This is a genomic window from Rhodococcus tibetensis (assembly GCF_024438035.1).
Taxonomy (GTDB): Bacteria; Actinomycetota; Actinomycetes; order Mycobacteriales; family Mycobacteriaceae; genus Rhodococcus_F; species Rhodococcus_F tibetensis.
Genome location: NZ_JANFQF010000018.1, coordinates 13209 through 33959 on the forward strand (window position 1 = coordinate 13209; position 20751 = coordinate 33959).

The 20751-nt window shown below is 65.8% G+C and carries 15 protein-coding genes, 1 tRNA gene and 1 pseudogene; 11 read left to right on the forward strand and 6 right to left on the reverse strand.

All coding sequences use genetic code 11. The features are described 5' to 3' along the window. Positions 1-132: 132 nt before the first annotated feature. The 4 genes from hisN to NOF53_RS19805 all read left to right on the forward strand — a co-directional run bounded on the left by hisN (position 133) and on the right by NOF53_RS19805 (position 5511). Positions 133-921: a histidinol-phosphatase gene (hisN, locus tag NOF53_RS19790; RefSeq protein ID WP_255971870.1), complete on the forward strand. Its 789-nt coding sequence runs from the start codon at positions 133-135 to the stop codon at positions 919-921. A 151-nt stretch (positions 922-1072) separates the two neighbouring features. Beyond that, complete coding sequence (locus NOF53_RS19795; RefSeq protein ID WP_255971871.1) at positions 1073-2485, forward strand: acyl-CoA dehydrogenase family protein; 1413 nt, start codon at positions 1073-1075, stop codon at positions 2483-2485. A gap of 29 nt (positions 2486-2514) precedes the next feature. Then, on the forward strand, positions 2515-3720 hold the full coding sequence (locus NOF53_RS19800) for an acyl-CoA dehydrogenase family protein (RefSeq protein ID WP_255971873.1): 1206 nt from the start codon (positions 2515-2517) through the stop codon (positions 3718-3720). Between the two features lie 165 nt (positions 3721-3885). Beyond that, positions 3886-5511, forward strand: a complete 1626-nt coding sequence (locus NOF53_RS19805) for an acyl-CoA synthetase (protein ID WP_255971875.1) — start codon at positions 3886-3888, stop codon at positions 5509-5511. 55 nt (positions 5512-5566) lie between these two features. Here NOF53_RS19805 and NOF53_RS19810 read toward each other — a convergent pair. After that, positions 5567-5643, reverse strand: a tRNA-Met gene (locus NOF53_RS19810). Between the two features lie 668 nt (positions 5644-6311). Between NOF53_RS19810 and NOF53_RS19815 the strand changes: the two are divergent. Continuing rightward, positions 6312-6641, forward strand: a pseudogene (locus NOF53_RS19815) (transglycosylase family protein); the annotation flags it as partial. Between the two features lie 485 nt (positions 6642-7126). Then, entirely contained in the window at positions 7127-7681 is a 555-nt protein-coding gene (locus NOF53_RS19820; RefSeq protein ID WP_255971877.1) for a transglycosylase family protein, read from the forward strand. Between the two features lie 72 nt (positions 7682-7753). Here NOF53_RS19820 and NOF53_RS19825 read toward each other — a convergent pair whose 3' ends face one another. Beyond that, the gene (locus tag NOF53_RS19825) at positions 7754-10732 is read right to left on the reverse strand and encodes a UPF0182 family protein (protein ID WP_255971879.1); all 2979 of its coding nucleotides are present in this window, start codon (positions 10730-10732) and stop codon (positions 7754-7756) included. Positions 10733-10893: 161 nt separating this feature from the next. Between NOF53_RS19825 and NOF53_RS19830 the strand changes: the two genes are divergently transcribed. Next, on the forward strand, positions 10894-11496 hold the full coding sequence (locus NOF53_RS19830) for a PPA1309 family protein (RefSeq protein WP_255971880.1): 603 nt from the start codon (positions 10894-10896) through the stop codon (positions 11494-11496). Positions 11497-11518: 22 nt separating this feature from the next. Here the strand turns inward: NOF53_RS19830 and NOF53_RS19835 are convergent, their stop codons facing one another. Continuing rightward, the gene (locus tag NOF53_RS19835; RefSeq protein WP_255971881.1) at positions 11519-12541 is read right to left on the reverse strand and encodes a YlbL family protein; all 1023 of its coding nucleotides are present in this window, start codon (positions 12539-12541) and stop codon (positions 11519-11521) included. A 140-nt stretch (positions 12542-12681) separates the two neighbouring features. Here NOF53_RS19835 and NOF53_RS19840 point away from each other — a divergent pair, with 140 nt between their 5' ends. The 3 genes from NOF53_RS19840 to NOF53_RS19850 all read left to right on the forward strand — a co-directional run bounded on the left by NOF53_RS19840 (position 12682) and on the right by NOF53_RS19850 (position 16464). Further along, positions 12682-14100, forward strand: a complete 1419-nt coding sequence (locus NOF53_RS19840) for a zinc-dependent metalloprotease (protein ID WP_255971882.1) — start codon at positions 12682-12684, stop codon at positions 14098-14100. Between the two features lie 119 nt (positions 14101-14219). Next, entirely contained in the window at positions 14220-15113 is an 894-nt protein-coding gene (locus NOF53_RS19845) for a hypothetical protein (protein WP_255971883.1), read from the forward strand. Between the two features lie 7 nt (positions 15114-15120). Further along, on the forward strand, positions 15121-16464 hold the full coding sequence (locus NOF53_RS19850) for an ABC1 kinase family protein (protein ID WP_255971884.1): 1344 nt from the start codon (positions 15121-15123) through the stop codon (positions 16462-16464). A gap of 79 nt (positions 16465-16543) precedes the next feature. Here the strand turns inward: NOF53_RS19850 and NOF53_RS19855 are convergent, their stop codons facing one another. Both NOF53_RS19855 and NOF53_RS19860 read right to left on the reverse strand, forming a co-directional pair. Beyond that, entirely contained in the window at positions 16544-16885 is a 342-nt protein-coding gene (locus tag NOF53_RS19855; protein ID WP_305087097.1) for a WhiB family transcriptional regulator, read from the reverse strand. Between the two features lie 450 nt (positions 16886-17335). Beyond that, positions 17336-19474, reverse strand: coding sequence for an ATP-dependent DNA helicase UvrD2 (locus NOF53_RS19860; protein ID WP_255972033.1), 2139 nt, complete (start codon positions 19472-19474; stop codon positions 17336-17338). Between the two features lie 80 nt (positions 19475-19554). Between NOF53_RS19860 and NOF53_RS19865 the strand changes: the two genes are divergently transcribed. Beyond that, positions 19555-19809 carry a mycoredoxin gene (locus NOF53_RS19865; RefSeq protein ID WP_255971885.1) on the forward strand — a complete coding sequence of 85 codons (255 nt, stop codon included), beginning with the start codon at positions 19555-19557 and terminating at the stop codon, positions 19807-19809. On the opposite strand, the gene nudC is transcribed toward NOF53_RS19865, so the two are convergent. After that, positions 19806-20732, reverse strand: a complete 927-nt coding sequence (gene nudC, locus NOF53_RS19870) for an NAD(+) diphosphatase (RefSeq protein ID WP_255971886.1) — start codon at positions 20730-20732, stop codon at positions 19806-19808. The two genes, NOF53_RS19865 and nudC, sit on opposite strands and share 4 nt — an antisense overlap. Between the last annotated feature and the right edge of the window lie 19 nt (positions 20733-20751).

Genomic DNA, 20751 nt, shown 5'->3' on the forward strand with positions numbered 1-20751 from the left:
GGGTAATTCTGCGGGCCATTCCACCCCTGCTGGCGACCGCCGTCGCCCCTTCCGATCATCCGACGTCGACCCCTTTCCCGCGACGTCGGTCGAGCGTTGTACAACGGGCGCCGCCGAGTAACCTGTGCGACCGTGACCGACCTCGACGCCGACCTCCAGCTCGCCCTCCGTCTCGCAGATCAGGCGGATGCGATCACCACGGCCAGGTTCGGCGCTTTCGATCTCGCGGTCGACGACAAACCCGACCTGACTCCGGTATCCGACGCCGACCTCGCGGTCGAGCGGGCGGTCCGGACGATACTCGAGGCGAAGCGCCCGGGCGATGCCGTGCTGGGCGAGGAGTTCGGCGGCGATGCCCAGTTCTCGGGACGTCAGTGGGTTGTCGACCCGATCGACGGAACCAAGAACTTCGTGCGCGGCGTCCCTGTGTGGGCCACCCTCGTCGCCCTCCTCGACGACGGCGTGCCCGTCGTCGGCGTGGTCAGTGCTCCCGCGCTGGCCCGCCGCTGGTGGGCCGCCGCGGGCGCCGGTGCCTGGACCTCGTTCGGCGGCGCCGCGCCGAGTCGTATCTCCGTTTCCGCGGTGGACCGGCTCGAATCGGCGAGTCTCGCGTTCTCGAGCCTGTCGGGGTGGAAGGAGCGCGGAATCCGCGAGCAGTTCCTTGCCCTCACCGACGAGGTGTGGCGCGTGCGTGGCTTCGGCGATTTCTTTTCCTATTGCCTACTCGCCGAGGGTGCCGTCGACATCGCCGCGGAACCCGAGGTATCACTGTGGGACCTTGCTCCGCTGGACGTACTGATCCGGGAGGCGGGCGGGCGATTCACAGACCTCACCGGTGCCGACGGGCCGCATGGCGGAAGCGCGGTGGCAACCAACGGCCTGCTGCACGACGAGGTCCTACCCCGCCTACACATGCCCTGACTCGCAGAAGACGAACGGCCCGGCCCTGATTGTTCAGGCCGGGCCGTTCGTCGTCCCCGGGGTGACCGTCGGAACTTACTCAATAGTAGACACCAACCTTACTGCTGAGTAAGATAGCTCGTGTCCACGCCCGAACACCGAGAAACAGCTGGTGATCATGAGCAAGCAAGACACTGTTGCCCCCAACGACAGCGGAAAGCGGGAGCCCCGCGACACCTCCGCCGTCGGACTCAACCCCGTCAAACGCGACGCCATGGGTGCCGCGATGCGGGTGCTGACCAAGATCACGGGTTCCGACCTGGCCGAGAAGTACAACCTGCGCCAGACCATCGATCGGGTGACCTACGAAGGCACGAAGACAGGCTTCCGAACCCTCGGCGCCGCCACCCGCGGTTTCAAGAAGGTGTCCGGCGGAGGCGCACCGAAACGGCTCCCCGACAACCCGAGCGCGACAGCGGGCTACTTCGACCTGACCCCGACCGACGAACAGCAGATGATCGTCGAGACGGTGCGCGACTTCGCGGCCGAGATCCTGCGCCCGGCAGGCCACGATGCCGACGCCGCCGCTGCCGCCCCCGCCGATCTCGTGAAACGCGCCGCCGAGCTCGGAATCACCCTGATCAACGTTCCGGAGGAACTCGACGGCGCGGCCAGTGAGCGCGGAGCCGTCACCAACTCCCTCGTCGCCGAGGCCCTTGCACACGGAGACATGGGCCTCGCGCTGCCCATTCTCGCCCCCAGTGGCGTGGCCGTGGCCCTGACACAGTGGGGTACCGACGCCCAGCAGAAGACGTACCTTCCGGCCTTCACCGGCGAGCAAGTTCCCAACGCCGCCGTGGTCGTGAACGAGCCGCGCGCGCTCTTCGATCCCTTCGCGTTGCAGACAAAGGCGGTCAGGTCCCCGAGCGGATACAAGCTGAGCGGTGTCAAGAGCCTGGTTCCGGCTGCTGCAACGTCCGAATTGTTTATCGTAGCAGCGGAATTGGACGGCAAACCGTCATTCTTCATCGTCGAGGCCGACTCCAAGGGACTCGTCGTCGAAGCCGATCCGAGCATGGGTCTGCGCGCGGCCGGACTCGGCCGCCTCGAGCTCACGGACGTTGCGGTGCCGGAGTCGGCGCTGCTCGGCGACAACGATGCCGACGTGCGGAAGTCCGAGTACGCCGACGCGATCCGGCTCGCCCGCCTCGGTTGGGCATCGCTCGCCGTGGGCACCGGCCAGGCCGTGCTCGACTACGTCATTCCGTACGTGAACGAGCGGGTGGCATTCGGTGAGCCGATCAGCAACCGACAGGCCGTGGCCTTCATGGTGGCCAACATCGGTATCGAGCTCGACGGATTGCGCCTGGTGACCTTGCGCGGCGCCTCGCGCGCCGAGCAGGGACTCTCCTTCGCCCGCGAGTCGGCCCTCGCCCGAAAGCTCGCTTCCGAGAAAGGCATGCAAATCGGTCTCGACGGAGTGCAGTTGCTCGGCGGCCACGGCTACACGAAGGAACACCCCGTGGAGCGCTGGTACCGCGACCTTCGCGCCATCGGCGTCGCCGAGGGCATCGTCCTGATCTGAGCGGCCGGATTCGAACTAAGGAAACAGTCATGATCAACCTCGAACTTCCCAAGAAGCTCAAAGCCTCCGCGAACCAGGCGCACCAGGTCGCGGCTGAAATCTTCCGGCCGATCTCCCGCAAGTACGACCTTGCCGAGCACGCCTACCCCAAGGAACTCGACACCATGGCTGCCATGGTCGAGGGACTCAACGACTCCGGCAAGGGCGCGGCAGGTGCCGCCCTCGGGCGCGGCGACGAGCCGAAGGTCATCGGAAATGTCAACGGGGGCAACATGTCCTCGCTGATGAACGTGATCGAGACCTGCTGGGGCGACGTGGGTCTCACCCTCGCCATTCCCTACCAGGGACTCGGCAACTCGGCCATCGCCGCTGTGGCCACCGACGAGCAGCTCGAAAGGTTCGGCAAGGTCTGGGCGTCGATGGCCATCACCGAACCGGGCTTCGGGTCCGACTCGGCCGCGGTCACCACCACTGCGGTGCTCGACGGTGACGAGTACGTCCTCAATGGCGAAAAGATCTTCGTCACCGCCGGCGAACGTTCCACCCACATCGTCGTGTGGGCCACCGTCGACAAAACCAAAGGCCGGGCGGCGATCAAATCGTTCGTCGTCCCCCGGGATGCACCGGGACTGAGCGTCGCTCGTCTCGAGCACAAGCTGGGGATCAAGGCGTCCGACACCGCCGTACTGCTGTTGCAGGACTGCCGGATCCCGAAGGACAACCTCCTGGGCACGCCCGAGGTGAACGTCGAAAAGGGTTTCGCCGGCGTCATGCAGACGTTCGACAACACCCGTCCGATCGTCGCCGGCATGGCTGTGGGACTCGGCCGCGCCGCACTCGAGGAACTGCGCCACATCCTCACCGATGCAGGGGTCGAGATCTCCTACGACACCCCGGCATACAATCAGCACGCGGCCGCCGCGGAGTTCCTGCAGCTCGAGGCCGACTGGGAAGCCGCCTACCTGCTGTCGCTGCGCGCCACCTGGATGGCCGACAACAAGAAGCCGAACTCACTCGAAGCCTCGATGTCGAAGGCCAAGGCCGGTCGCACCGGAACAGCTATCTCGTTGAAAGCCGTCGAACTTGCCGGCACGTGGGGTTACTCCGAGCGTCCGCTCCTCGAGAAGTGGGCGCGCGACTCCAAAATCCTCGACATCTTCGAGGGCACGCAGCAGATTCAGCAGCTGATCGTGGCCCGCCGTCTGCTCGGGAAGTCGTCCGCCGATCTGAAGTAACAGCTCAGGACCAACTTCCACGAGGGGTGTAGCCCCCGCCGCGCTCACCTGCGGTGGGGGCTTCTTCGTGTCCGGAGTCTTGTGAAACGGGCTCCGCAACAGCAGTGAACGACGCCGACTGTCCTCTAGTCTGAACATGACATCCGTCACGCCGGAAGGGTCCTCATGCCAGCTCAGCGCCTTCTCACCAAAATCACGGACACTGCGGGAGCCGTTCGCGTGATGAACCGCTCCGGCCTCGTGCCGTTTCCCCGGGTCGACCAGGGCATTCGTTCCCTGCTGGCGGTCCGGAAGTACGGCCCGTTCGCCGGTCCGGTACACGCTCACGCCGAGGCTCGATTAGACGCGGTGGCGCTGATCGACGAACGGGGTCCGCTCACCTACATCGACATAGACGAGCAGTCGAACGCTCTGGTGCGCGCGTGGCAGGCAGAAGGGCTCACCCCGGGGTCCGTGATGGGATGCATGTGCCGCAATCACCGTGGCCTGGTCCTCACCATGCTCGCCGCCGCCAAGAACGGCACCCGCCTGGTATTGATGAATACCGGATTCGCGCGACCGCAACTCGTCGACGTCGCCGCCCGAGAGCAGGTGGAGGCGTTCGTCTACGACGACGAGTTCCGCGAGGTGGCCGAGGCACTCCCCGATGACGTCATCTCCTACCGGTCCTGGGCCGAAGGCGGCTCCACGTCCGAGGTCCGCACCCTCGACGATCTGATCGACGGCATCGACCACGGTCCGGTCCCCGCGCCCTCCACCGACGGCGGTTTCGTTCTCCTCACCAGTGGTACCACCGGCACTCCGAAGGGTGCTCCGCGCGGGCACACCTCGCCGCTGGCGTCCGCCCAGTTCCTCGATCGGGTTCCCCTTCGGCGCGGTCAGACGATGATGATGGCCGCACCCGCATTCCACGGAACGGGTGTCTCGCAGTTCGCGCTCGCGCTCGCCCTCGGCCAGACCGTGGTAATGGACCGGAAGTTCGATCCGGAGAACACGATTCGTCTGGTGGAGAAGCACCGCTGTGACGTTCTCGTCGTTGTTCCCACTATGTTGCAGCGCATTGTCGACCTCGGCCCGGACACCCTGTCGAAGTACGACACGTCGAGCCTGACCATCATCTTCGCGGCCGGGTCGTCGTTGTCCCCCGATCTGTGCAAGCGCACCACCGCGGCGTTCGGCCAGGTGCTGCACAACCTGTACGGGTCTACCGAGGTCGCCGTTGCCACAGTGGCGACACCCGCCGATCTCGCGTTGGCGCCCGGCACTGCCGGCCGTCCGCCGGTCACCTGTCACGTCGAGCTGTATGACGAAGCGGGGCAACGGGTCACCGAACCGGAGCAGGTCGGACGGATATTCGTGGCCAGCGGTCTCAGTTTCACCGGCTACACCGACGGCCGCGACAAGGAACGAATCAACGGTTTGCTGTCCACCGGCGACGTCGGACACTTCGACCGCAACGGACTACTCTTCGTCGACGGCCGCGACGACGACATGATCGTCTCCGGCGGCGAGAACGTCTACCCCCTCGAAGTCGAGAATCTCCTCGCCGACAGGGAGGACGTGATCGAGGCCGCCGTGATCGGCGTCGAGGATTCCGACTTCGGTCATCGGCTCCGCGCATTCGTCGTTCCCGCGCCGGGGTCCGCGAAGGATGCCGAGGAGATGAAGGCGTACATCAAAGCGAATCTCGCCCGGTACAAGGTGCCGCGTGACATCGTCTTCATCGACGAACTGCCCCGCAACGCCACTGGAAAGCTGCTCCGCAGAGCGCTCAGCGAGATGAAACCCTGACCCAATCCAGACAAACGAAGAACGGCGCCCTGGGTTCCAGGACGCCGTTCTTCAGTGGTAGCGGGGACAGGATTTGAACCTGCGACCTCTGGGTTATGAGCCCAGCGAGCTACCGAGCTGCTCCACCCCGCGCTGCATGAACAAAGTTACACGAGCGAACAAACGGAAAGCAAATCGCGCCGAACGCGGCGATCCTGGTGAATCCTGACGCCCTCCCCCACTATCTCGCGGGGTCCTGTTCGTAGCCTCAGCGGCTGCGCCTGCCGCTCGTTGGACATCCACCGCGGCCATGCATGCTCTCGAGTCCAGGAACACCAGTACGCGGTCACTCATAGCCGCTGTGGGGTCTTGCGCGGGTCCCGGACGCACCTGGGACGAAGGGGTTGTCCGCGGACGCGCACCGACAAGTGGTCCCCGCGCTGGCGCTGGCTACCTTTCAGCACGTCGCCAGTCACACGCGTTACCGAAACGTTATGATGCTCGTCACACTTTATGGATTTTCTGTAACGGCCCCCGTGACCGATTCTTCACCGTCCACCTGCGGAAACACCGGCTAGCCATCCCACTATCTGGACGATCGTCACAGAAAATGAGCCCGTGACCATTCCGTGATCGACGCGTACGTTCGTTGCCAGCCCGAAACTACCGGGCAACGCCGACCCGCCGCAGCTCGACCTGCCCCCGCGGATTCGGAAATCCCGACACCTCGGGGGCGGGGACGAAAACGGATCGACCAGGGTCGGCACACCAGCCGGCACGCGACGTACTTCGTCAGCACTTTGCGGAGAGGAAACAGACTTATGACCAACACCAGCATCGTCAAGCGCACCATGGGCGCAATCGCACTCGCCGGAGCAGTCGTCGGCGTGCCGCTCGGACTGAGCACCGGCACGGCATCGGCCGCATCCGGCAACTGGGACGCAGTCGCACAGTGCGAGAGCGGCGGCAACTGGGCCATCAACACCGGAAATGGTTACTACGGCGGCCTCCAGTTCTCCCAGAGCACCTGGGAGGCGAATGGCGGTACCGGTACCGCGTCCAACGCTTCGCGTGAAGAGCAGATCGCCGTCGCCGAGAACGTGCTGGCGACTCAGGGCCCGGGCGCTTGGCCGGTCTGCGGTCAGTACCTCTGACCCGCCCACGTTCCCCGCATTCTCGAATCACGGAAGTGCCCTGCGTGCAGCGCGACTGCACGCAGGGATCTTCCGCATCGCGGGTGTGCCTCGCGACTGGGGGACAACATGTTTCGAGCACCATAGACGTGAGCTACTCCACAAATACCCGGTGATACGCACCACATAACGTGTAGATAACAAAGCGGCTCCGAATTGATCTCAACCCGCGTATACCTGCGGATTTACCGGATCCTCCGACGTGATGCTGGACTGACGTACCAGAAATCCGCCGGGTGAATTGGCGGCAAACCTCCCGTACGGTCGCTCTCGGCCCGAAACAACCGGGCGAAAGCCGGCCCGCCGCTGACAACTCTGCCCCGCGGGTTCGGAATCCCCGAAACCTTCGAGGGGCAGGGACGTGGCAACCAGGACGTGCCGGGAACGACGAACGTCGCCCGCAGGCCGGCCACGCCAGCAAGCGCGGAGAGGATCTACCCCACATGACCAATCCCACCTTCAGCAAGCGTGCCCTCGGTTGGATCGCCGTAACAGGTGCTGTCGTCGCCGTCCCGCTCGGACTGAGCACCGGTACCGCCTCGGCCGCTTCCCACAACTGGGACGGTGTCGCGCAGTGTGAGAGCGGCGGCAACTGGGCCATCAACACCGGCAACGGCTACTACGGCGGTCTCCAGTTCTCCCAGAGCACCTGGGAGGCCAACGGTGGTACCGGCACGGCGTCCAGCGCCAGCAAGGCCGAGCAGATCCGCGTCGCCGAGAACGTTCTCCAGACCCAGGGCCCCGGAGCCTGGCCGACCTGCGGTCAGTACCTGACCACCGGCGGCAGCGACGTCGCCGAGGCACCCGCTCCCGCCCCCCAGCCCACCCCGGCTCCGGCACCGGTCACCGCGGCTCCCGCCCAGGTGCCCGCACCGGCTCAGCCGACCGCTCAGCAGGGCCTCGACACCGCGCGTCAGCTCGCCGAGCAGAGTGGTCTCGGACAGCAGTTCCAGCAGCTGATCGATGCGAACCCGCAGCTGATCGCCGCACTGCGCTGATCGAACAACTACACGACGAGACCCTGTCATCCGCTCGGATGACAGGGTCTCGTCGTTCGTGGGCCGGACGGCTTACTTCGGGATTGCCTCGTATGCGGCAACCGCCCGCTGTACCCGAGCAAGTGCATCGCCGTATGCGGCGAAGTCACCGCTGCGCTGAGCCGCCGTCAACGCGTCGAGGGACGCGTCCAACTCGGCGACGGCCCCCGCGACATTCGACGACGGCGGCTGCGCAGGTGTGGCGGGCGCGGGTGCCCCGCCCTGGCTGGCCGGCGGCGTGCCCCCGTCGGGGTCAGGGGGTGTGCCCTCCTCCGCGCTGGGCGCCGTGGCCACCGCACCGGTACCCGGGCCGAAGACCTGGTCCAGAGCCTGGGCCAACGTGGGGGCATAGCCGACGCGAACGCTGTTACTCGGCGGCGGCTCGCGGTAGCTCACCAGCACTCGCGACAACTGCGGGAACGTCGACGTGTTCTGGCCGGTCGAACTTCGCTCCGTATACATAGGCTCGACGTACAGGATTCCGCCGTCGGCGATGGGCAAAGTCAGCAGGTTGCCGTACTGGATCTTGTTCGAACGCTCGAGCAGGGTTCGTTCCGACGCCACCCGCGGATCGGAGATCATCGAGTTCTGGGTCTGCTGCGGACCCTGCGTCTGCGTATCCGTCGGCAACTGGAGAATCGTGAACTTGCCGTAGTCCTCCGGATCCGATCTGACGGACAGGTAGGCGGACAGGAACTCGCGACTGTAACCCACCATCGCACTGGTCAGATTGAACGACGGTTTGCCGGTTTCGGGATCGCCGACGAGGACGTAATACGGCGGCTGGTTGGCGCTCGTGTCGATCGTGGGATCACTCGGCACCGACCAGAAGGCGTTGTTAGTGAAGAATTCCTTCGGGTCGTCGACGTGGTACTTGGCGAGCATTTCGCGCTGAACCTTGAAGAGATCCTCGGGGTAGCGGAAGTGCGCGCCCAGTTCCTCGGGAATGGAGTCCTTGGGTTCGACGGCACCGGGGAACACCCCCATCCAGGCGTCGAGCACCGGATCGTTGTCGTCCACCTGGTACAGCTTGACCGTTCCGTCGTACGCATCGACGGTGGCCTTTACCGAGTTCCGGATGTACGACACCTCTTTCCGCGGGAGCAATCGGCCTGTGTTCTGGTCGATGCTGTCCTCGACGAGTCCGTCGAGGGAGCTGCGCTGCGCGTATGGGTAGTTATCCAGCGTGGTGTACGCATCGACGATCCACACGATCTTTCCGTCGATGACCGCCGGATACGAATCGCCGTCGGCGGTGAGCCACGGGGCCACATGCGTGACGCGCTCGCGCGGATCACGGTTGTAGATGATCTTCGAATCCGAGCCGATGGCACCGGAGAACAGGATGTTGCGCTCCGTGTACTTGGCTGCGAAGGCCAGCCGGTTGAACCAGTTTCCGATCGGCACACCGCCTGCCCCGGTGTAGCGGTAGCGCGCTTGGTCCGTGTCGTACTCGCGAGGATCGGAACCTTCGGCTCCACCGACGATGGCGTAGTCCGCATCGGTGTCGGCGATGACCTCGCCGTAGTAGATACGTGGCTGTTCGACCGGGATGACCTGGTTTCCGGCCTGCTGCGACGCGATGTCGCTGACCATGTACACCGGGTAGCCGCTGTTGCTGTTGGCCGCTTCCTCGGCGGATTCGCCCGCGGCAGCGTTGACCCGGTTGGCCGGTGCCGCGACGAGTCCGTTGCCGTGGGTGTAGACGGTGTGCTTGTTGATCCAGTCCGTCTGGTTACCCGTGAGACTCTTCGACGACAGTTCACGTGCCGCGACGATGTAGTCGCGCATCTCACCATCGATGTCGTACCGATCGATGTCGAGCGACGGCGGGAAGCCGTAGAAGTTCTTGAGCTGTTGCTGCTGCGTGAAGGTGCGCGACAGGATGTTCGGATCCAGCAGGCGCGTGTTCGCGATGGTCGACACGTCCGCCGGTACATCTCGTGGCGGCTGCGTGCCGTACCCCTGATAGTCCTGGTACTCGACCTTGTCGTCGGTGATGCCGTACGCCTGGCGGGTGGCCGCGATATTGCGTTCGATGTAGGCGCTCTCCTTGTCGGCCGCGTTGGGTCGCACCGAGAACTGCTCCACCACGAGGGGCCATACTGCACCGACCAGAATGGACGACAGCACGAGGAGTGCGGTGGCCATTGCCGGGATCCGGAGGTCCCGCAGAACGAGTGCTGCGAAGAAGGCGCCGGCGCAGATCACCGCGATGGCGAGCAGGATCAGCTTCGCCTGCAGCACCGCGTTCATGTCCGTGTAGCTACCGCCGGTGAAGGTGGGTTCCTTGCGGCTACTCGACAGGAGCGAATAGCGATCGAACCAGTAGGCGACCGCCTTGAGCAGGATGAAGGTTCCTGCCAGCACGGCCAACTGGACCCGGGCCGCATTGGTGAGGGCGCCCCCGCGGCCGGCCAACTTGAGCCCCCCGAAGATGTAGTGCGTCACCAGACTTGCGAAGAAGGCCAGCAGCACCGCGACGAACAGCCAGTTGAGAACGAAACGGTAGAACGGCAGATCGAACGTGTAGAAACCGACGTCGAGCCCGAACTCGGGATCGGTGACCCCGAACGCGCCTCCGTTCATGAACAACTGCACGGTGACCCAGCTCGACTGGGCGATCAGCCCGGCGAGGAGGCCGATCGCGATCGGGATGGCCAACCCGAACAGGCGCAGACGGGTCATCACCGTGGTGCGGTACCGCGCCACCGGATCGCTGGGTCCTGAGACCGGGACGAACACGGGGCGTGAGCGGTACGCGAGCAGCAAAGCGAGCCAGACAATTCCACCGACCACCACGCCGACCACGAGGAAGAGGAGCAGCCTCGTGACGAGGACCTTGGTGAAGACGCCGCGGAAGCCGACTTCCCCGAACCACAACCAGTCCGTGTAGGTGCTGATCAGGCGAGGGCCAACCAGCAGCAGGGCAGCGACGACAAGCGCCAGCACCAGCAGCACTCGACTGCGTTTGGACAACGACGGTAATCCTGCGGGGGGCCGCATGCCCACGTGCCACACTCCAACACTCGGCGACGCTGACGCGCCGCGATCAACTGCACCGTTCTGCCGTCCACACCCGAACTGCGTGGGCGTGACCGTTTCGTCCCACTCTACGTAACAACCGGCGGACGCGACCGCCGGTCCTCTTCTGAGGGTGCGAAGATGGGTCCGTGAGTGATGAGTATGTGAATCCCGAGACGGACGCCCTCGCCCGTTGTGTACGCGAAGTCGTCGAATTCGTTGATGCAGGAGGGTGGGATCAGCCGCCTCAGATGTTCGCACTCGTCCCGACCGAACTTCTCGCGGCCGCCGAACCCAGCCTGCTCGACCAGCTGGCCGACGGCGCGGAATTGACTCCCATAGAACAGGATCCGTTTCCCGACGACATTTCGGGTGGGTCGCGTGCCCTCGACGAATTCCTCGCCACCACGAGCTGGCCGGAATCCGTGGTGGGCTGCGCCCTGGTGCAGGAGATCGTCGTTCTGCCACCCGAGGCCGAGTCCGACCTCGACGAGGCCCTGGTTCCTCTGCTGTCCGACCGAGACGCCGCCGACGACGCTGCGCGTGCCGCGGCCGAGTCGCATCCCGACCGGCGATCGGCCCGGTTGATCGCCGCCGTGCTGCGAGACGGGCCGTCGCTGTGCCTGATGCAGTTACGTCCCGACGAGGACGCCGATCCCTACGCGCCGATCGAACTGCTGACCTACGAGAACTTGGCACCGAATCTCGTCAGCGCTCTGTACGCAACCCTCGACGCCACCGACGACGACTAGGCAGGATCCTCGGCGCCGGGTCTCAGCACCGGGGTGCGTCGGCTCCGGAGCCCACGGCCTCGAGCGCGTCGACCGCCCCGTCGAGGTTCTCGACCTTCACCAGCCGGAGCCCCTCGGGCGCACCCTGGCGCGCCTCGTCGCAATTCATCGCGGGAACGAGGAACGTCTCGGCGCCTGCCTCACTGGCGGCGATCAGCTTGTACTTGATACCGCCGATGGGCCCGACGTCTCCGTCGGAGTCGATCGTGCCGGTACCCGCAACGAACTTGCCGCCGTTCAGTTCACCCGGGCTGAGTTTGTCGATCACCGCGAGCGCGAACATCAGCCCCGCCGACGGACCGCCGACATCGGCGAGATTGAAGTCGATGTTGAAGGGGACATCCGGCAGCTCCTCCGGAGTGATACCCAGGTAGCCTTTCGACCCGTCGTCCGGGCGGGCTCCGAGAACCACGGGGACGGACGTTTCGACGCCGTCGCGGACCACCACCACAGGCACCTCGGTCTCCGGCGCCGTGTCCGCCACGGCCTGCTGGACGTCTCCCACCGTCGACACCGGTGTGCCCGCGACACTGACGAGCCTGTCGCCTTGCCGCAGGACGTCCTTGGACGGTCCGTCGTCGCCGACCTTGGCGATCTCGAGCATCACCGGCTTGTCGAGGAAATGGAGGGCAGCCAACTCGGCGCTGTTCTCGGACTGCTGGAAGTCGGCGTCGTTCTCCTGCTTCACCTCGTCCTTCGACTTGTCCGGCGGGTACACCTCCTCGCGGGGAACGATGCCCTGACGTCCGCTGGCCCACAGGCCGAAGGCCTCGAACACGTTGAGGTCGTCACGCACCGCGACGGTGGTCATGTTGAGGTGGCCGGTGGTCTCGTCCACCTCTGCCCCCTCGATGGCGACCACTTCTTCGCCGTCCACTTCGCCGAGCGTGTTGAACGTGGGGCCGGGACCGAGGGCCACGTAGGGGACCGTGATCAGCGTTCCCAGCATTCCGAGCACCACGATCGGGGCCAGCGCAGCCAAGAGGGTCACTATCCGTCGATTCACCTGGACCAGGGTAGAGCGCGCAGCCGCCGGCACCCCGCTCGACCTCGAGCGTGTTCGCCGTCAGCGTGACCCCGCGCGTGTTCGCCGTCAGCGTTACGCGGAGGAGGACCGCCGGACTGTAGGCCTTGTACCGTTGAGTCATGAGCAATATGCCGTTCGGCTTCTCCAACTCCGACGACGATCCCGACCGTGACAAGGACAGGGGGGATCAGACCGGGCCCGACAGCGGCCAGAACGCGGGGGGCCCCGGGGACTTCGGTTTCGGGGCAGGTGGGTTTCCCGGGGGCAATTTCGATCCCGCGGCCCTCGGCCAGATGCTCACCCAGTTCGGTCAGATGTTGAGCGGCATGGGGTCTTCGATGGGGTCGGGCGAGCAGAGCGGTCCGGTCAACTACGAGATCGCGAAGAAGCTCGCTCGCCAGCAGATGGGGTCGGTAACGCCGATCACCAAGGGCAGTTCGGAGGCGATCGCGGACGCGTCGCGTCTGGCCGAACTGTGGCTGGATGCAGCGACCACCCTGCCGGCGGGCGCGACGAGAACCGTTGCCTGGACGCCCAACGACTGGCTCGACAACACCCTCGACACCTGGAAGCGGCTGTGCGATCCCGTCGCCGAGAAGGTCTCGGGAATGTGGGTGCAAGGGTTGCCCGAAGAAGCGCGGCAGATGGCCGGACCCATGCTCGGCATGATGAGCCAGATGGGTGGTCTCGCGTTCGGTTCACAACTCGGCCAAGCCCTCGGCCAGCTGTCGAAAGAGGTGTTGACCTCTACGGACATCGGGTTGCCCCTCGGCCCTGCCGGTACCGGGGCACTCCTTCCCGCCGCGGTGGAGAAATTCAGCAAGGGGCTCGAACAGCCGGACCGTGAGATCCTCGTCTTCCTCGCCGCCCGGGAGGCCGCCTACCAGCGCCTCTACAGCCACGTTCCGTGGTTGCGTCAACGACTCCTCGCCACCGTCGAGGAATACGCGCGAGGAATCACCATGGATTTCTCCGCCATCGAAGACATGGCGAAGGGACTCGACCCGTCGGCGCTGACCGACCCGTCGCAGCTCGAGAACATCCTTCAGCAAGGCGCATTCGAACCGCAGACCACGCCGGAGCAGAAGCAGGCCCTCGAGCGTCTCGAAACTCTTCTCGCCCTCATCGAGGGCTGGGTCGAGGTGGTCGTAGCCTCCGCGCTGAACGACCGCCTGCCCGGTGTTGCGGCCCTGAGCGAGACACTCCGGCGCAGACGCGCCAGCGGTGGGCCCGCCGAGCAGACTTTCGCGACCCTTGTCGGGCTCGAGCTACGCCCCCGCAAGGTGCGTGAGGCTGCTCAACTGTGGAGTCGGCTCACCTCGGAGTCCACTACCGATGCCCGCGACGGCGTCTGGGCGCACCCCGACCTGCTGCCCGACTCGTCCGACCTCGACAGCCCCGGCATGTTCGTCGATCGGGTCCTCGGCGGTGGGGAGAGCGGAAACTTCGACAACCCGATGGCTCAGCTCGAGGCGACCGAAGCGCGCGAGCGGGCCGAGCGTGGCGATTCCGACGCAGGCGACGAGCCCACCTCCTGACAGTCGCCGTTCCGAAATCTCGTCGCAGCGGAGAGTCGGCAGGTCGCGCGGCATTTTGCCCTGTGGATAACCGTCGTCGGACCGGTCGGGGCGCAGAGCGGAGGTGACACCCTCTCTGTGTGACCCTCCCGCCTCCGCGCCCCGTCGGCCCCACTCTCGATCCGCGCATCGCGGTGCTGACGCGCCCCGGCGGTCGCGTCCAGTTCGGCTGGGATCCGGAGCGCGCTCTCGTACTCGAGCCGCCGCCGGGAGTCCGCACCGAGCAACTGCTTGCGGTTCTCCGCTTGCTCGACGGCAAGAATTCGCGGTCCCACGTTCTGTGGACGGCGGTGGAATACGGTATGGCACCCACGGACGTCTCGAAACTTCTCGGGGACCTCGACCGGGCGGGGCTACTCACCGTCGCGGACTCCCCCGAGGTTCCGGAGACCCACCCCATTCGCGTACACGGGCGCGGACCGCTGTCCGACGCCGTCTCGGCAGGTCTGACCGATGCCGGTATCCGGGTCTCTCGATCGACGCGCTATTCCGCCGAAGGCGACGTGCGCCGGTGGAATGCCACCTGCGTCGTGCTCACCGACGATCTCGTGGCCGAGCCCCGACTGGTCGCCGATCTCGTGCGCAGCGGGATCCCCCACCTCCCGGTGCGGGTACGCGACGGACGAGGAGTCGTCGGCCCCCTCGTACTCCCCGGACGCACCAGCTGTCTGCGATGCGCTGATCTGCTGCGCTCGGCCAATGACCAGGACTGGCCGCACCTGGCTGCACAGCTCCTCGGGACGGTGGGGCACGCGAGTCCCGCGGTGATCATGGCGACTGCTGCCGTGGCGCTGGGACAGCTCGAGATCGTGCTGTCCCCTCCCCGCGGGCACGCACCTGCCAGTCTCGACGCGACCCTCGAGATCGACCTCGGTGCTCACCGACTGGTGACCCGGCGGTGGCCGAGGCAGGTGACCTGCAGCTGCGCGTACCTGGCACCCGCCTTGGGCGAAGCGAGCCGTCTTCCGTCATGATGGTGGGGTGTCCGACATCCCCCGCAGGAGTTCTGCCCGCACCGCCAAACTCGCGAGCATTCCTTTGGGGATTGCCGGTCGTGCAGCTGTCGGGTTCGGCAGAAAGCTCACAGGCGGCGACCGGATGGAGATCGACGCGCAGCTGAGCGCGCGGGCCGCGGAGCAGTTGTTCGCCGTATTGGGTGAACTCAAGGGCGGGGCCATGAAGCTCGGCCAGGCGCTCAGCGTGATGGAGGCCGCGATCCCCGAGGAGTTCGCCGAACCCTACCGGGAGTCGCTCAACAAACTCCAGGCGCAGGCCCCTCCCCTGCCTGCGCGTGCTGTGCACAAGATGCTCGACCAGCAACTGGGCACGAAGTGGCGTGAGCGGTTCATGTCTTTCGACGACACTCCCACCGCCTCGGCCAGCATCGGGCAGGTGCATCGAGCCGTGTGGGCCGACGGCCGGGACGTGGCCGTCAAGGTGCAGTATCCGGGGGCCGATGAAGCACTGCGAGCGGACCTCAAGACCCTCGGACGTTTCGCGGGCCTCTTCGCGTCGGTGATGCCCGGCGTCGACGTTCGCCCTGTCATCGACGAGTTCACCGCGCGTACCGAGGAGGAACTCGACTACCGCATCGAGGCGAACAATCAGCGCCGCTTCGCCAAGGTCTACGAGGGCGATCCGCAGTTCGCCGTCCCCCACGTCGTCGCCAGCTCCCCCAAGGTGGTGGTGAGCGAATGGATGACCGCGAAGCCGCTTTCGGCCATCATCGCCGACGGAACTCCCGAGGAGCGCAACACCGCAGGGGCACTGCTTGCCGAATTCCACTTCGCCTCGCCTGCGCGGGTCGGCCTCCTGCACTGTGATCCCCATCCGGGAAATTTCATGTTGCACAGCGACGGTCGCCTCGGTGTCATCGACTTCGGTGCCGCGGCGCCCTTTCCCGACGGCCTCCCCCCGGTTCTCGGCACGATGGTGCGGCTCTCGCTCCACGAGCAGTTCGACGAGCTGACGGAGCTGCTGCACACCAATGGATTCGTGCTGCCCGGCCGAACGGTGACCGACAAGGAGATTGCCGACTACCTGCGTCCACTGACGGACCCGATTCGGACCGAGTCCTTCCACTTCACCCGCGCCTGGTTGCAGAAGGCTGCCGGAACCGCAACGGACTTGAGCAGCGCGCAGTTCCGAACGGCCCGGGCTCTGAGCCTGCCCCCCGAATACCTCATGATCTTTCGGGTTCTCGTCGGCTCGGTGGGCATTTGCGCCCAGCTCGATGCGTACGCGCCCTATATGGCGATCCTGACACGGTGGCTCCCTGGATTCGATGAACCGACTCCGACAGGCGAAGGCACCGCCGCCCCCTGAACGATCTCGGGCGTCCGCTGAGGGCAACTCGACAGAGTTGCCCTCAGCGGACGCCCGTTTCACTGACCTGTTCGGATTCTCAGGCACACACCAGCGTCTGCGCCTTGCGCGGTCGTCCGCGGGGACGCTTGCGGGCGATCACAACACCCTGGTCGAAGATCTCGCCACCCCAGACTCCCCACGGCTCACCCCGATCGAGCGCTGCATCGAGGCAGCGCACCCGGATCGGGCACGCCGCGCACAACGCCTTGGCCTGCTCCAGCTGGCTGGGGGAATCCGCGAACCACAGGTCCGGATCATCGGCCCGACAGGGAAGATCCCGTCGGGTGGAAACAATGTCAACAAATCCGCTTGTGGCGGTTGAGGTTTCGGATACCCCTCGGCATGTCGCGGTAGACACGTCGTTCTCCTCTGCTCTCAGTGCGTCGGTCGTATTTCGGTTCGATGTGTGAGGTGCGAACCAGAGCCGAGGCTGCGAGCGAGACAGAGTGCTCGAACTACGAAGGCCACGGTCCGCGATGCGGGTCCGTGGCCTTGGAAAGACAGTGGGAGTGTTCTAGCGAGGAATTCCTCGACAACTCCGCGACACGGACTCGGCTGCTGCTGCGGGACGACGACGGGATGCCGACCAGGCAATTGCCGGTGCCGCCTCCGTCGCGTTCATGCAGAACAACGCAGAGGTGGCAGCGACTGCCGTCTTGTGTACGGAGTAGAACTTCATGTCGTGGCCACCTCCATTTCCTGTCGAACCGATGTGGACTGCACGAGTCCCCCCGTGCGCTGAAACCACAGTAGGCAATCTTCCAAATCTTCACAACCTATTTTTGACCTGCGGCGATACAACTTTCCTTCGGCGACGGACGGATGCCGGTCACGGCGACCCGCTCGACCTGATCACACCGAGCACGTCCTCACCGAACTGCTCGAGCTTCTTCGCGCCGATACCGGGGATCGCAACGAGTCCTCGGTCGTCCTGTGGACGCTGCTCGGCGAGCGCGGTCAGCGTGTTGTCGCTGAAGACCACGTAGGCGGGCACCTTCAACTCACGGGACTTCTCGAGTCGCCACGACCTCAGCGAATCGAGTAACTCCACATCCACGTTGGACGGACATCCCTCACATCGTCCGAGCATGGTGGCCGTGGTACCGATCAGTGGCTTTCCACACAATCGGCAACGCGGACGCTTCTTGGCGTTCTGGGGTGGAGCGGCGATGCGCGACGCCGGCGAATCTTCCGGGATCAGCCCGTGGAGGAACCGGGAACGCCGACGGCTCTTGCGGCCGCCCTCGTTGCGGGAAAGTGCCCACGACATCTGCAGGTGCTCGCGCGCACGGGTGACCCCGACGTAGAGGAGCCGGCGCTCTTCCTCGATCGCGGCCTCGTCCGACGCCGAGTTGGCGTCGCCGAGTACGTGCTGGATGGGCAAGGTGCCGTCGGTCAGACCAACCAGGAAAACCGCATCCCACTCGAGTCCCTTTGCGGCGTGCAGCGACGCCAGCGTGACGCCCTGCACCACCGGTGGGTGCCGCGCCTCCGCGCGGAGGCTCAGTTCACGCAGCAGTCCGTCGAGCGTCAAATCCGGTTCCTGCGCCAGCTGTTCCTCCGTGAGAGCGACGAGCGCGGACAGCGAGGACCATCGCTCGCGTGCCTGCGCACCCGCAGGTTCGGTGTCCGTCAAACCCAGCGGCACCAGCACAGCACGCACCAGGGTGACCAGGTCGGCGCCGACCGCATCAGGCAGGTCGTCACGACCGGCCGCCTGCCGCAGAGCCGACACCGCCTGACGGACTTCGGTCCGTGTGAAGAATCCCTCGCCCCCGCGGACCTGATACGGGATGTCGAGCTTGGTCAGGGCCTGCTCGTGCACCTCGGACTGGGCGTTGATCCGGTAGAGGACCGCGATTTCCGCGGCAGGCGTTCCACGGGCGATGAGCCGCTTGATCGCCCGCGCCACCCCCGCGGCTTCGGCAGGCTCGTCGTCGAACTCGACGAAGGTGGGCTCCGGCCCGGATTTCCGCTGGCCGATCAACTGCAATCGTGTTCCCGCGATCCTGCCCCGCGCCGCCCCGATCACCCGGTTGGCCATGGAGACGACCTCCGGGGTGGACCTGTAGTCGCGCTCGAGGCGCACGACGGTGGCTTCGGGGAACCTCCGCGAGAAATCGAGGAGGTAGTTGGGCGTGGCACCCGTGAACGAGTAAATGGTCTGGTTTGCGTCGCCGACCACGGTGAGGTCGTCCCGCTCGCCGAGCCACGCGTCGAGCACCCGCTGCTGGAGAGGTGTCACGTCCTGGTACTCGTCGACCACGAAGCAGCGGTACCGGTCCCGAAACTCTTCGGCAACGGCCGAATGCTCCTCGAGTGCGGCCGCGGTGTGCAGCAAGAGGTCGTCGAAGTCGAGCAGCATCGCATCCTGGCCTCGGGCCTTGAGTTGCTCGTATCCGTGATACACCTCGGCCACCTTCGCGGCGTCGGCAGGCGCCTCGCGGTGCACCCTCGCGACCGCGCGCGGGTAGTCCTCCGGGGCGATCAGTGACGCCTTGGCCCATTCGATCTCACTCGCCAGATCCCGGACGCTCTCGGTACTGGTGGACAGGCCGACCCGACCGGCCGCGGCAGACACCACCGCGAACTTGCGGTCCAGCAGCCGCCACTCGGTGTCTCCGACCACCTGCGGCCAGAAGTATCGGAGTTGGCGCAGCGCGGCAGCGTGGAATGTGCGCGCCTGAACCTGGGCCCCGCCGTCGCCGATGCCCAGGCTCCGCAGCCGGCCTCGCATCTCCCCCGCTGCCCGCGCCGTGAACGTGACCGCCAGTACCTGTCCCGCCGCGACGTGCCCGCTGGCGACAAGGTGGGCGATCCGCCGGGTGATGGTCCGTGTCTTTCCTGTTCCCGCGCCCGCAAGAACACAGACCGGCCCACGCGGCGCGAGGACGGCCGCGGACTGTTCGGGGTCGAGACCGGTACTCGTCACCTCTGCTGGGGCGCCTGCTGACATGGCGTCCATCATGGCAGGGACAACCGACACTGCGCGCAGCGGTGGACGAGACGCACGGGAACACTTCGCCCGGGCGTGGTGTTATATGCGCCGTGACTGCTACAGACAACTCGGCCCTGACCATCTACTCCACGACCTGGTGTGGCTACTGCCGCCGCTTGAAGAAGCAGCTTGACGAGTCCGGCATCGGCTACGTGGAGGTCGACATCGAAGAAGATCCGGCGTCGGCCGAGTTCGTCGGTAGCGTGAACGGTGGTAACCACGTCGTCCCGACGGTGAAATTTGCCGATGGCAGCACCGCGACCAACCCGTCCCTGTCTCAGGTCAAGAAAGCCCTCGGGGTCTAGGCGTTCGACGCTGCTGTGCCCCTGTCTGCTCCCGCCCAGGACTCGATCATTCCGCGTGCGATGGAGATCGAACCCGGGAGCAGCAACGGGGCGTCGGCGTCGGACGCCCAGTCGCCGAACTCGAGTGCCCGGCGCACCTCGTCTCGGGTGAACCAGCGCGCCTCGGCGATCTCGCCGTCCGCGAAGACCAACGCGGCGTCGGGATCGCCGACGGCCGAGAAACCGATCATCACCGACCGTGGGAACGGCCACGGCTGACTACCGAGATAGTGCACGTCGCGAACCTCGAGTCCGACTTCTTCCTTGATTTCGCGCACCACACACGTCTCGAGCGACTCCCCTGCCTCGACGAATCCGGCCAAAATCGAGAACCGTCGCGGCGGCCAGGTGGGTTGCCGGGCCAGCAACACTCGATCTCCGTCGTCGTGGACGAGGCAGATGACGGCGGGGTCGGTGCGCGGAAACTCCTCGTGCCCGGTGGTCGTCGAGATTCGCGACCAACCCGACATCGACGGCTCGGAAGCAGCACCGTCGAGGGCACTGAAACTGGCACTGTCGTGCCAGTTCAGCATCGCGATCGCGCCGGTCAGTAAGCCCGCGTCCGCATCGTCCAGCGTTCCGCCCAGAACGCGAAGGTCGGCCAACTTGCCGGTCATCGCCTGCACGCGCATCGCCCAGACGTGCCGGTCCTTGCGGATCCCCAGAAAGACCGCACCCCGTACGGGCTCCGGACCGAGCTCCGTTGCTGCTCCGAACACCAGGCCCTCGTCGTCGACAAGGACCTGACCGCGATGGTTGACCCGCAGAAGTACCGCATCCTGCCAGCCTGCTAGCAGGGCGTGCGAGTCGGAACGCAATTCTTCGGCGCGGCCGACCGCCGAGCGCGAGAGGAGTGGGGTTTCAGTCAACCGGAATGCAGTCACACGTCGACAGTAACTGCCG

Bases quoted from the DNA above. Each gene is read 5' to 3' on its own strand.
- NOF53_RS19840 (WP_255971882.1), top strand. From the start codon at position 12,682: ATGAGCAATATGCCGTTCGGCTTCTCCAACTCCGACGACGATCCCGAC.
- NOF53_RS19820 (WP_255971877.1), top strand. From the start codon at position 7,127: ATGACCAATCCCACCTTCAGCAAGCGTGCCCTCGGTTGGATCGCCGTA.
- NOF53_RS19805 (WP_255971875.1), top strand. From the start codon at position 3,886: ATGCCAGCTCAGCGCCTTCTCACCAAAATCACGGACACTGCGGGAGCC.
- NOF53_RS19800 (WP_255971873.1), top strand. From the start codon at position 2,515: ATGATCAACCTCGAACTTCCCAAGAAGCTCAAAGCCTCCGCGAACCAG.
- NOF53_RS19860 (WP_255972033.1), bottom strand. From the start codon at position 19,474: ATGATGGACGCCATGTCAGCAGGCGCCCCAGCAGAGGTGACGAGTACC.